Source organism: Alteromonas sp. ABD4_190 (assembly GCF_056160105.1).
The window spans coordinates 1,232,897-1,246,272 of record NZ_JBSWWN010000001.1 but is presented as its reverse complement, the minus strand read 5'-3'; the positions used below and the strand labels follow the sequence as shown (position 1 = coordinate 1,246,272).

Annotated in this window: 9 protein-coding genes; 4 read left to right on the top strand and 5 right to left on the bottom strand. The window is 44.1% G+C overall.

Annotated elements, in window-relative coordinates:
* Positions 1-119 precede the first annotated feature (119 nt).
* Positions 120-1,019, top strand: a complete 900-nt coding sequence (locus tag ACXAFM_RS05470; protein ID WP_474833768.1) for a fructose bisphosphate aldolase — start codon at positions 120-122, stop codon at positions 1,017-1,019.
* 85 nt (positions 1,020-1,104) lie between these two features.
* Here ACXAFM_RS05470 and ACXAFM_RS05465 read toward each other — a convergent pair whose 3' ends face one another.
* Entirely contained in the window at positions 1,105-1,554 is a 450-nt protein-coding gene (locus tag ACXAFM_RS05465) for a hypothetical protein (protein ID WP_474833766.1), read from the bottom strand.
* A gap of 427 nt (positions 1,555-1,981) precedes the next feature.
* On the opposite strand from ACXAFM_RS05465, the gene ACXAFM_RS05460 reads away from it, so the two are divergent.
* Positions 1,982-4,120, top strand: coding sequence for a S9 family peptidase (locus tag ACXAFM_RS05460; protein WP_474833765.1), 2,139 nt, complete (start codon positions 1,982-1,984; stop codon positions 4,118-4,120).
* 30 nt (positions 4,121-4,150) lie between these two features.
* Here the strand turns inward: ACXAFM_RS05460 and ACXAFM_RS05455 are convergent, their stop codons facing one another.
* The 4 genes from ACXAFM_RS05455 to ACXAFM_RS05440 form a co-directional block, all read right to left on the bottom strand.
* Positions 4,151-4,918, bottom strand: a complete 768-nt coding sequence (locus ACXAFM_RS05455; protein WP_474833763.1) for a substrate-binding periplasmic protein — start codon at positions 4,916-4,918, stop codon at positions 4,151-4,153.
* 148 nt (positions 4,919-5,066) lie between these two features.
* Positions 5,067-6,629, bottom strand: coding sequence for an exopolyphosphatase (ppx, locus tag ACXAFM_RS05450; protein ID WP_474833761.1), 1,563 nt, complete (start codon positions 6,627-6,629; stop codon positions 5,067-5,069).
* Positions 6,630-6,645: 16 nt separating this feature from the next.
* On the bottom strand, positions 6,646-8,718 hold the full coding sequence (gene ppk1, locus ACXAFM_RS05445) for a polyphosphate kinase 1 (protein ID WP_474833759.1): 2,073 nt from the start codon (positions 8,716-8,718) through the stop codon (positions 6,646-6,648).
* Positions 8,719-8,916: 198 nt separating this feature from the next.
* A complete protein-coding gene (locus ACXAFM_RS05440; protein WP_474827624.1) occupies positions 8,917-9,423 on the bottom strand; it encodes a glycine cleavage system transcriptional repressor in 507 nt (168 codons plus the stop codon).
* Between the two features lie 209 nt (positions 9,424-9,632).
* Between ACXAFM_RS05440 and ACXAFM_RS05435 the strand changes: the two genes are divergently transcribed.
* Both ACXAFM_RS05435 and pstA read left to right on the top strand, forming a co-directional pair.
* Positions 9,633-11,810 carry an ABC transporter permease subunit gene (locus ACXAFM_RS05435; protein WP_474833758.1) on the top strand — a complete coding sequence of 726 codons (2,178 nt, stop codon included), beginning with the start codon at positions 9,633-9,635 and terminating at the stop codon, positions 11,808-11,810.
* Positions 11,803-13,362, top strand: a complete 1,560-nt coding sequence (gene pstA, locus ACXAFM_RS05430; RefSeq protein WP_474833756.1) for a phosphate ABC transporter permease PstA — start codon at positions 11,803-11,805, stop codon at positions 13,360-13,362. Before ACXAFM_RS05435 ends, pstA begins: the two co-directional genes overlap by 8 nt.
* The last annotated feature ends 14 nt before the right edge of the window (positions 13,363-13,376 follow it).

Below are 13,376 nucleotides of genomic sequence, written 5' to 3'. Positions count from 1 at the left end.
GTGTTTACTTAAGGTGCTGGCAAGCTGCGTCTGAGACAAACAGATCTTTAATAGAATTGGTATAACAATAAACCCTACACCTGTCTATTAAGGCAGTAATATACAAAAGGAGTGTTGCAATGGCATCACAAGCTCAGCAGGCAATGTTGGATAAACTGAAAACGCAAACCGGTTTTATTGCAGCGTTAGATCAAAGCGGCGGTAGTACCCCTAAAGCGTTGCGCTTATACGGCATCGAAGAGTCAGAGTATAGCTCAGACGAAGAGATGTTTAATCTTGTTCACGAAATGCGTACACGCATTATCACCAGCACCCCTTTTAGCGGCGAGCGCGTTCTTGGCGCAATCTTGTTTGAAAACACCCTTGATAGAGAAATTGAAGGCATGTCTTCTGCACATTTTTTATGGCAGAAGAAGCGCGTAATTCCGTTCCTAAAGGTAGATAAAGGACTAGCTGAAGAAAGCAACGGCGTGCAGGTAATGAAGCCAATGCCAGGACTTGATGCTCTGCTTGCTAAAGCGGTGGCGCAAGATGTATTTGGTACTAAAATGCGCAGTGTTGTTAAGCTTGCTAATCACCAAGGTATTAAAGACGTTGTTGCTCAGCAATTTGAAGTGGGTAAGCAAATTTTAGCCGCGGGCCTTGTTCCAATCATTGAGCCAGAAGTGGATATTCACAGTCCACAAAAAGCGGAAGCAGAAGCATTACTTAAGCTAGAGATTTTGACCCAGCTTAATCTGCTAAACGAAGGTCAGGAAGTCATGCTTAAGCTTACGCTTCCGACAGAAGCAAACTTCTATAAAGAGCTTGTTGATCACCCTCGTGTACTTAAAGTAGTGGCGCTATCTGGTGGCTATAGCCGTGAGGAAGCAAACGCAAAGCTGGCAGAAAACCAAGGCATGATTGCGAGTTTCTCTCGTGCTTTAACCGAAGGTGTATCAGCACAGCAATCTCAAGAAGAGTTTGAAGCAACGCTAGATACTGCAATTGAAGGTATCTACCAAGCATCTAAGGCGTAGTAAAAAGCGTTGGTACAATATTCTTTGTAAACTCGTTAGAGCGCCACTGGCGCTCTTTTTGTTTTCGTCAGTTTTGTATTCTTTATTACCGCGTAAAGTCAAAACGGGTAAAGAAGCGTTCGGCTTCGTCTCTGTTATAGCTATAGCCCTTATCTGTCAGGGCATTTAAAGCATCTTGTACAGAATTGTAAAAGCAGTAAGGAACCTCAGCAGTGTTATAACACTGAGAAACCTGCTGCTTAGTTGTCAGCATAATGTCGGTATCTAATATCACCACAGCAAGAAATGACAGGCCACGGGCTTTCCTTATTCGTGTTTGCTTAACAAAAATATCAAAGGCGGAAGGAGGCATCAGGCTTTCACCATAAAGACAACTTAACTGCGCCCATGGTCTACCTTGCTCGAATGTGGAGATATCGGACGACATCTTAATCACGCCATTTTTCAAGGTTTCATCATTCCATGGGCCGCGCGCTGTGAACATCAGCAACCGACCATTAGCTGTACTTTCAAATTCGCCGTGTGGATTATTCATGGTTAATACCTTTTTGCCATGTATAAACGTTAGCATTCTGACGTTTAGGTGCAACTAACCAAAAGGCTAATTAATACTAATCCGCATAGTTCACTGCTCTCTCAGAAGGCGCTGGCAAGTGTCCAAGTAAAGCGCGGAAATGCAGGAATGTCGGTTTCCTTTCAAATTCCCAGAATGCAGCTAGGAAACTTGCCAGGACTTCCCGAAGGGCGAGTTTAAATTACTGTATTACGTTTATTAGTTTGCGCTTAATCGTCTTGATGAGGACGTTCAGCGTTTACTCTTTATCGAGAGAATTTATTCAGTAATACTGGAATGACAAAACCATCACGCAAAAGTGATTACGCCAGAAAACAAAACGAGAGGGCCTGATTTAAAGTGTTCCACAAAGGTTTACAGGCCCATATAACGAAAAATAAGGTGAGGTATGTTTAAAAATAGCAGTCGCAGGTACTCGTCGGTAGTGATGCGTCAGGCAGCGTTAGCTGCACTTTTTTACGGGGGCGTTTTTGCATTTTCAAATGCAGTGTTATCTAGTTCAGTCTTTGCCAATACTGAGGCTGAAACTACCGATACAGACAATCACTATTTTAAATCGGAAGATATTTTTAATTTGGAATACGTGAGTGAGGTTCAGGTGTCACCAAACGGTGAATATATTGCGTATGTGCGCCGTTCAAACGACATTATGTCAGACAGTAGTAGAGCGAACGTTTGGCTAGCATCTGTTGATGGTAAGTCACACCGCCCATTACTGTCATCTAAGAAAAACTACTATTCTATTCGTTGGTCACCGGATGGGAGCCGCTTGGCTTATCTGTCTAACGAAGAGGGTAAACCGCAATTATATGTGCGATGGATGGATACAGGGCAAACGGCTCTCGTCACAAACGTGACGTCGAGCCCGAGCAATATTACTTGGTCGCCAGATGGTAAATACATTGCCTTTACCATGAGCGTAGATGCCAAAGAAAAGCCGCTAGATGTAAAAATGCCTAAAAAGCCAGACGGTGCAAAGTGGTCGCCTAAATTTCAGTACATCACCAAAGCGCGCTATCAAGCCGATGGGCGCGGGGTTCTTGAGCCAGCTTACACTCATATTTTTATCGTTCCTGCCGATGGTGGCACAGCACGACAGCTGACTTCAGGTAACTATCACCACAATGGGCGATTAAGCTTCTCCCCCGATGGTGACAAAATCTATTTCTCTGCCAATCGCACTGATAATTGGGAGTATGAGCCTCTTGAAGCCGATATATTTTCCGTTGATTTAATGGGAAATATTGAACAGTTGACTCAGGATAAAGGGCGTGAATCATCGCCTGTAGTATCGCCCGACGGAAAACATATTGCCTATTCGTATCGCGACGACGAAAAAGTGATGTATAAAAATAGCTATTTATACCTGATGAATAGCGACGGCTCTGAACAAAGAAACTTAACAAAAGATATTGATAATTCAGTGTCTAATTTTCACTGGAAAGACAATAAACGTATTTACTTTCAGCAATCGGTACGCGGCTTGGCACAAGTTGATGTCGTATCGTTGTCGGGCAAAGTGAAAACAGTGGCGAGCGGTTTAGGTGGCACTACACTCGGCCGCCCCTACGTGTTTGGTACCTATCATGCGGTAGGTGATGTAGTGGCATACACTAAAGGACGAACCGATCGTCCTGCAGAGCTATTTGTGACGAAGCGAAAAGAGCGACAGCTTACTACGCTGAACGAAGACGTTTTAGGGCATAAACAGCTCGGAGAGGTGAAAGAGATTGTCTATCCATCTTCTATTGATGGCGAAGAAATACAAGGATGGTACATTCTGCCACCAAACTATGACAGTTCGAAAACGTATCCACTTATTTTGGAAATTCATGGTGGGCCAAACCTCGCCTATGGCCCTGTATTTACTGCTGAATTGCAGCGCATGGCAGCAGAGGGTTATGTGGTGTTTTATGATAATCACAGAGGCAGCACAGGTTATGGTGAGCGATTTGCATTGCTGCTTCAAGGTAAATACAGTTCGGAATATGACTTTGCCGACCATATGTCGGGCGTTGATGCGTTGATTGAAAAAGGAATAGCTGACCCAGAACGCCTGTTTATAACGGGTGGCTCAGCGGGGGGGATTGCATCAGCCTATGCCATTGGCCTTACTGACCGATTCAAAGCAGCCGTTGTTGCAAAACCCGTTATCAACTGGTTATCGAAAGTGCTGACTGCCGATTCAGGCCTGTATCAAATCCCTTTCCAATTTCCGGGCAAGCCGTGGGATAACGTAGAGCATTACTGGAAGCGTTCACCGCTGTCACTAGTAGGAAATGTAACTACCCCCACCATGTTGATCACGGGAGTGGAGGACAAGCGCACGCCAATGTCTGAGACTGAACAGTTCTATCAAGCCTTAAAGCTTCAAAAGGTTGATAGCGTACTGGTGAAAGTACCGGGGTCTCCGCATGGAATTGCTTCTAAGCCTTCTAGAATGATTGGTAAAGTGGAAAACATTTTGGCGTGGTTTAAAAAATACGACAGCGCGCAGTCACAAAGTATGACAGTTGAAGCTCAATAACTAGTTCGTAAGAGTTATGCGTAAATGGGGCTATTGCGTCGATTCAATCGGTTCAAGGCCCCATTTTTTTAGTATTCGAGCATACTCGCCATTCGCTTTTAAAATTGAAAGCGCTTTTTTAAGCGAGTTTACTTTGTCTTTTTCAGTCTTAAGGCCGGTGGCAATAAAAAGGTCGGCACCTAATGCTTCAACGACATATTCGCTCGTTACGTCACTAGGATTAAAACCAGCGTCACTGATTTCATACTTTCCAGTCTCAAAATTAGCTAAAGCAAAGTCGATGCGTTCCATGTACAGCAACTTCCACAGTAGTGTAGGCTCAGCGACCAAAGCAAGGTTTTTATTTTCTTTAAAACCTTGTTGCTGTAAATAAAATGCTGAACCATAGCCGCGTATTGAGCCAACTCGAAAGTGCTTTGCTTCCTCTAAGGAATTGACGTGCATAGTCTCTTTTCGCTTTAAGCGGATAAGCGAAGCCTGCATATGATTAACTGAAGAAAGCCACGTAAAATCACTTTCTCTATTGGATGTTTTTAATAGGGATAAAAGTACAAGGTTGGGATTGTCTCGGGCTTCTTGTAATGCTCGCGCCCACGGCAAATGTTCTAACGAACTACTAAATGGCAGTAAAGGCTGAAGTGCGTTCGCGAGGTCTACGTTGACGCCCTGTGCTTTTCCATTCTCGTCAATCCAGTAATAGGGCGGCGTAACCTCGCTCAAAAAGTAGACATGGTTCGAAGAACCAAAGGTAGATGAACTTGCAATCAGCAACAAAATAATCCAGATACTACGAAACATAACTACTGTTGAGAACCTACAAAAATAACACCAATTGAGGGTTTTAGATAAGAAAAAGCTAATGCGCAGTATACCCGTTTTATAGGCAAATAATACTGATATTTGCCTATAAAATGCTCAGTTCGAGATATTGATAGCCGATATGTGTTTATTCCACAACAGGGTGTAACTGTTCGATATCAGGTACAACTGTGAGTTTTAAATCAAGGGCTTTCCAATAGTGGCTTTCACGCAGTAGGTCAGCAGAAATAATGGGTTTTTCATCTAACCAGCCTTCTGGAAAGGTAATAGTCAGTTCGTTCTTTTCTACATTTACAACGAGGTCAGGTACAAAACTCTCTTGGCGTTTAATATTGAGTAGCACACCCAAACGCAGTAAGGCGATTAAGTGCTTAACTGACTGCTGATCGAAAAGATTAAACGCAGGCAGTTCATTGATGCGAATCTTCTTTCTATGGAACCGTACGAGTGTAGCTAGCAGTAACTGCTGTTCCTGCGTAAACCCAGGCATATCCACATTGCCAAGAATATAAGCGCTATGTTTTTGTATACCTCGTGAGTTAATTTGCATGCCGACTTCATGAAGCAATGCGGCCCAGCCAAGCATGCTTTTAAAGTCGCGGCCTTTAAGTTTCCACTCTTTTTCGACATCACTGAAAAGTGAGAGGGTTGTGTTAAGCACCATAGTGGCTTGGGATGTATCTACATCGTAGCGCGTTGCCAAACTACTCGCCGTTCTGCCGCGAATATCAGCGTGATGAAGCTCATCTTCCATCTGATAAAGCACGCCTTCACGCAATGCGGCAGGCGAGTACACCAAGCCTTCAATTTCTAGTGCTTTGAATACGGCGATAAGAATAGCAAGGCCGCCCGCGATAACCACGCGGCGATCTTCACTTAAATCTGGGAAACTTAATTTGTCGATATGGCCGGCGCTGATGAACTGCTTCATCAAATTGCGTAAGCTTTTAAGCGTTACCGGGATATCGTGACCATTGGGTCTGTCTTGCTGGCAAAGAGTAAACAGTGAGCGAATGGTACCAGACGTACCTATACACTGAACCCATCCTAGCCTGCGATATTTATTGTCAATTAACTCAAGCTCTTGCTGTGCGGCGGTTATAGCGCGATTGAACGCTTTGGACTTTAGCTCACCGTCAGGGAAAAATCGTTTGGTATAGCTAACGCAGCCCATTTGAAGGCTTCGGCAAAGTAGGGGGGTAAAGCTTTTACCAATAACAAATTCGGTAGAACCACCGCCTATATCAATAACTAATTGTTGACCGTCTGCGTGGTTGGTATGAGCAACGCCTGAATAAATAAGTCGGGCTTCTTCTACACCTGAAATGACCTCGATAGGGTAGGGGAGGATGTCTTTTGCTGCGCTGATAAAATCGCGGGCGTTACGCGCTCTGCGCAACGTGTGGGTGGCGACAATCCTCACCGAGTCGGGCTCAAAACCTTTTAGGCTTTCCGCTACCACTTTAAGCATAGCTAGCCCGCGCTCCATCGCCTCTTCAGACAAAATGTCATCGTTGTTTAGACCTTCTGCCAAACGAACTTTTTGTTTCACTCTATGCAAAATCTGCACAGACCCAGCAACAATACGTGCTACTACTAAGTGAAAACTATTCGAGCCAATATCGAGTGCTGCGACTTTACTAACATCGCGGGTTTCCACATCATTAAAAACTGATTCGTGCTGGGTCATGTACTAATTATCTATCCTACAAAGTGTCTTCTAGCTTCTTCAAATAGTCATAAATTTCTATTTGCGAGCGAAGTTTTTTACGATTTCCCCTGCGAACGTACTTGTTGCTCTGATCCTTGTCAATCACTCGCGCTTTCAGGGTGTCTTTAAATTGTAGCTCCATTATATCAACAATGCGCTGTTGAAGACCTTTATCATACACTGGGCAACCTACTTCAATGCGGTTGTCCATGTTGCGGGTCATCCAATCTGCAGATGAGATGTACACTTTTCTATCGCCGCCGCCTTCAAAAATCATTACACGAGGGTGTTCAAGGAACCTATCGACAATAGAGATAATTTCGATGTTTTCGCTTATTCCTTTTATCCCAGGGTTAAGCGAACACATACCGCGTACTATACCGCGGATCTTAACGCCTGCCTGGCTGGCTCGGTACAAATCATCAATCAGTTCTTTATCTACAAGGTTGTTAATTTTGAAGGTGATTTGAGCCTTTTGACCTTGGTTTAGGTGCTGAATCTCTTGGCGAATTAGCGACTGAATTTTGGTTCTCGCGTTTAACGGCGATATTTGAAGATGCTGAAATTTGTAGCGTCGGTAAGGGTATTGAATAAGGTCGAATACCGCTACCCCTTCATCGGCAAGTTCTTGATTGCGAGTGAATAAGCTGTAGTCGGTATAAATTTTCGCGGTTTTCTCGTTGAAGTTACCGGTACCGAAATGCGCATAATTCACCAAACTTCCCCGTTCTTCACGGGTCACAATACACAACTTAGAATGAATTTTAAGGGTAGGCACGCCAAGTACAACGCGTATACCTGCATCGGTCATGCGTTTAGACCATTCAATGTTGGCTTCTTCGTCAAAACGGGCGCGAAGCTCTACGACAACCGTAACTTTTTTTCCGTTATCTACCGCGTCAATCAACGAGTTTATAATGCGAGAATTACTAGCAACACGATAAATATTGATGCGTATAGTTTTTACATTGGGGTCGAAAGCCGCCTGTCGAACGAATTCGGTGAAGTGCAGGAAGCGGTGATATGGGTAATATAGCAGTATATCTCGCGCAGTAATTGCATCAAATACCGTGTTGTATTGAGAGAACGCTTTGCTGTCGATGGCCGGCAGTGGAGTGTGCTCTAAATATTCTCGACCCACATTGGGGAAGCCAATGAAGTCTTTAAAGTTACGGTAGTGTCCCGCAGCGTGCATGGTATCAAGTTTGGTTATTTTAAGACGTTTGCGAAGGTCTGACTGCATATCTTCCGGCATGTCAGTGTCGTAGATAACGCGTACAGGCTCTGCAATAAGGCGCTGTTTCATACTTTCTGACATTTTCTCAACGAAACTTTCGTCAATTTCTTCGTTAATCGAATACTCTGCGTCACGGGTCATTTTAAATGAAAAGGCTTCAATTTCGTCAAACTTTACGAAACCGCGGAAGATATCTTCAATACACAACTGAATCATGTCATCAAGCATAACGATGCTTTTTTTCTTGCGGCTTTTCTGCGGTGGGATAAGCATAAAGCGCGACATTTCAGAAGTAGGAACTTGAATTACGGCAAACTTCGGGTTGCGTTCTTTTCTGCGTAGCGCAACGTACAAATAAACGGAGTTACCATTTAAGCGGCTTAACAGATCTGTTTTCTTATCAATAAGAATAGGCGCAATATGACGCAGTGCCTTGTTGATAAAATAATTGCGTACCCACTGCTTTTGATAATCGTCTAAGTCATCTTTGCGCAGGATATGGATGTTGTATCGAGCAAGGGATTTGACAACATCCTTGTGTATTTGATCGAACTTTTCAGAAAGATGCACTACTTTCTTTTGAATTTGTGCCATCAAGCTTATCAGTCGCGCGGCTTCTTCTTCGTTTCCATCGTTTTGTGCAATAGTGATAAGGCGCTTAACATCTGCAGCACGTACTCGATAGAATTCATCAAGATTATTAGAATAAATACCAAGAAAGCGAATGCGTTCTATAGCAGGGTTATTTTTATCTGCGGCTTCTTGAAGTACACGTTCGTTAAACGCAAGCCAGCTTAATTCCTTGGGATAATATAAAACGTCGTTATCCATAATGTCTCAATTCACGCTCATAAAAATGGTCAAAGACTGCCATCAGTCAGTGACACTACTGTGACAACACGTATTTTGGTATTAAAGTCTATTCAATACGATGCGGCTATTCCTTTACCTTTCAGTGGTATGGGCCTTGTTTCGAGGCACTGCCACGCTTGCTGGCGCGCACTTGAAATTAAGCCCATAACCTTACTATTATCGCTTCGCAGTAATATCCACCACTAGATCGTTAGCCAATGACTCCAGTGAGTCTTGCAGTGCGCCGTCGTCAAAATCTTCTGGCACCGCGATCTCTGCTTTTGCTTTGAAGATTAGACTTCCCCAGTTAGGCGCGCTTTCACAATGTGAAGCAAAGGTGACAATATTCAAGTTGAACTGGTTTAGAACAGAAGTAAGCTCTTGAACAATGCCGGTTTTGTCATTGCCCATCACATCAACCGTCAACTTGGTGGTGTTATTGCTGTCATTACTAGCAACCGCTACTGACTGCACTGACAAATCTTTAATGGCGTCTAATGCATCAATTAAGCTTTGTTTGTTGTTATCGGTAACGTGAACTTCAACAAAGCCAGTGAACATACCAGCCATATGTGCAAAACTCGACCCTTGCCAATTGCCTTCATGTTTGTACACACACTTAGCTAGTGCATCTACCAAACCAGGCTTGTCTTTACCCATGATGCTGATAACCAATGATTGCATGCGGTGCTCCTTATTGGGCGTGTAGAGAAAAACTTTGATCGTCTTCCTGTTGGGTAATACCATAGGCGCAGAGTGGGTTGCGCATAGGTAATGCTATAAACTTTCACTTGCTATTAGCATAACAAAACTTACACTGCTCACCAGTGCAATTTAGGGTTATTCTTCTTAAAAATGAAGAATTTCGAGAATAAGAATTACTAAACAGCCCCATGACTTTCGACAGCAACAGCACAAACAAAAAACGCCAGCGAAGCGATAGGTGGTCACGTTATGTCGTGACCGGCTTTGGCGGCCTTGTTTTGTTAACTCTTGTTATTCTTATTACCCACCTTATTAGCCAAGCTCTCCCGTTGGCATATACTCCTAGCTTAAATCATCTGTTGAGCTTGAAAACGTCTGATAATGAAAAAATTATCAGCGCAGGCGACATCATTAACAGTCAGCCAATGTTGGTTAGAAAGTCTGACTGTCGATTGGGATTAAAGTTGCTTCAAGGCAATGCTTTAATAAGCAATCACGATTACATTCGTCCTTGCGAGCATAGTTTGTCGAGCTACAGCGTGATGGGAGAGAATTATATTGTTGATGTCTCTCCCAATGCACAAGTAAGGGTTTTACCGGTTAGGTCATTCAATTTGACAGATGGCGGCGAAAAAGTTACCGCTACAAGTACGCCACAAGCTGTATTGTCGAACACTATAACCTTTGCGCTTCCTAAAGAGGAATGGGAAAAACGCACCAGCTGGAGTATGGCTCTGTCTTCAAAGTGGGCGGTAATTTCTATCACACAGGGTAATAATGTATTTATTCGTTGGGTAAATCGGCGTAGTCCTACGCAAGTGGTGGATAAGCGGTTTCATAATATAGACAGGCTCGTATTGTTACCTGGCAGCCAGAGCCTGTTGCTCCAAGTGAATGATACCCTTTTCCTCAATAGGCTCACGGATGAAGGGGCGTCATTACTTCCCGTAGCAGAAGATATCGCCATGTCATTAAATGAGAAGATTGTGTTTCCTCTTGCTAAAGACCGCACATTCTTCTTAATGAACAGTGAAACACAGGCGCTTACTCGCTGGGTTTTGAGCAAGAGCGATAAAGGCCTCACCTTTGAACAAACCTACCAAGTAGCGCTACCAGGAGAGAAAGTTAGGGATGTGGCAGAACATGCCAGTATGAATTTAGTGGCAGTGCTGACCGATAAGGCAAGGGTGCTATTGGTTAACCGTGTGTCTGGCGATGTGGTGGCGTCACAACAGATAGAGCGCTCGGCTGAGAATATTATTTGGTACGGCAATAAGCTGTACGGCTATTCAGAAAGTACCCTATCAGTATGGGAAGGTAAGCATTTAAGCGGCATTACTACATGGGCCTCTTTATTTGAACCTCAGCATTACGAAGGATATGAAAAAGAAGAAACCGTATGGCAAACCACCAGTGCGTCAGATTTTCAAGAAGCCAAGTTTAGTTTAACTCCGCTACTAATTGGCAGTATCAAAGCATCATTTTTAGCGCTACTTATTGCTATTCCAGTTGCTATTGGCGCGGCGATTTACACTGCGTTTTTCGCCAAAAGCCGATTGCGTAATATCGTTAAACCGGCTATTGAGCTTTTAGAAGCTATACCCAGCGTGCTAATCGGCTTCATTGCCGCCATTTGGTTGTCGCCGAAAGCCGAGCAATTTTTGTTTTCCTTTGCTTTTTTCCTTATCGTTATTCCTTTTGTGCTTATTCTTGTTGCCTTGGTTCAGCGCCCAGTTGCAGAGTACTTACCAAAGAAGTTACGACATGGTGCAGAGCTACTTTTTGCTATAAGCGGTGTGTTTGTTTTAGGTTTCATAAGTGTGGAATATGCGCCTTCACTCATTTTTTCGGTAATGGGGGTAGATGGATTTACTTTGCTAGCGGCGGAGTCCGATAGCCCTATTGGAAAAACCACAATAGTGGTTGCGTTAGCCTTAGGCGTGGCCATATCTCCGAGTATTTATTCCCTCGCTGAGGATGCCATTAATGGCGTACCCAATGATCTAAAACATGCCTCTTTTGCTTTAGGCGCCACACGACTACAGACCTTACTTCATGTTGTTCTTCACGTTGCACTACCGGGTATTGTTGCCGCGATTATGCTAGGTTTCGGCCGCGCGTTTGGTGAAACCATGATTGTTCTTATGGTGACGGGAAATACGCCGATCTCCAGCTGGGGTCTTATAGAAGGTTTGCGAGCACTTACTGCTAACTTGGCTATAGAACTTCCGGAGGCTGATGTATCATCAGCGCATTATCAAATTCTATTTTTCACCGCGTGTATTTTGTTCCTGTTTACCTTTTTGGTAAACACCATGGCAGAGCTATTGCGACAAAGCATAAGACGTAGGGCATACTATGGATAATCAAACGATGTTTGGATTAAGTGCAGTACAGCGGCAATCATTAGTTATTAGCTTAACGGCTTTCTTCACCAGCCTGCTGCTTATTGCGCTAGTTAGCGTTCTCATACTTATCAGCTTTCGTGGTACCGCATATTTTTGGCCAGAACCTATCTACACGGTCACAGGCAAGCACCAAGACGGCAGAAAGTTTTCTGTACTCGCTAACGTGTTCGATAACTCGGCAAATGAAGATGTCATCCTTAAGTATTCCGACACACTGCATCCTTATGGTTTTCAAGTTGAGGTCTCCCGAGAGGAGATAGATATCACGCAACTAGCGAGAGAAAGCGCAGAGATTAAGCTATTAGACGGCAGGCGTGTGTTAGCAATTCCTGAATATCTCGTTGTGCCTTCTTCACCACCTCAGCCTCTTAGCAAGATTGATGCGGTGCTAGAGGAAGTGGCTCAAATAAGTGCCCAAATTGAAGATTTAAATACGCGGCATCTTGCACCTATTCACGAAGCGCTATCTCAGTTCGATAAACGCAACGTTGTCGCCGATGCGCCGGCCAGAGAGCGCTTAGTCGCCTCGTTCAACGAATACCAAAAGCGAGTAGAAGCGCTAGAGGCAACACGGGCCGAGTATACTTTATTGGTAAGCTTTGCAGACGGGGCGTCGTTTGTGATCCCTATTTCCAGTATTCAAGATGTCGATTTCGTCAGTCGTTTGAGCACTTTTGAAAAATGGAAAGTGGTGTTTTCAGAGATTGGCGTATTCCTTACCAACTCCCCTAAACAAGCAAACACCTCTGGTGGCGTTTTCCCAGCTTTATTTGGCACCGTGCTTATGGTGTTTTTAATGACAATCATCGTAACGCCATTTGGTGTATTGGCCGCCATTTATTTAAGCGAATATGCACCTAACACAGCGTTTACAACCATTATTCGCGTTAGTGTAAGCAACATGGCGGGTGTACCTTCTATAGTTTATGGCGTATTTGGACTTGGCTTCTTTGTTTACACCCTAGGCGGCAGTATTGACGAGCTATTGTTTAGTGAAACACTGCCAGCGCCAACCATGGGAAGTCCAGGGGTATTCTGGGCTGCGTTGACCATGGCGATTTTAACGCTCCCCGTGGTTATTGTTGCCACTGAAGAGGGCTTGCGCCGAGTGCCAGAAGGGTTAAAAGCCGGCAGTTACGCATTGGGGGCAACCAAAATTGAGACTATATTGCGCACCGTATTGCCCATAGCGTCACCTGGTATTATGACTGGTGTAATTCTCGCCATTGCGCGGGCAGCAGGTGAAGTTGCGCCACTCATGCTGGTTGGTGCGGTCAAGTTTGCGCCAACGTTGCCAATAGACGGAGAATTTCCTTATCTCCACCTCGATAGGCAGTTTATGCACTTGGGCGTGCTTATTTACGACGGTGCGTTTCACAGCCAGACCGATGGAAAAAGTGCAAGTATGATGTTTGCTGCTTGTTTGCTTTTACTCGTTGTGGTGTTTGTACTAAATATTCTGGCAGTTTTACTAAGAACGCGTCTGCGCAAGCGCTACCTTAAAGGATAAGGCAGGTTTTGTAA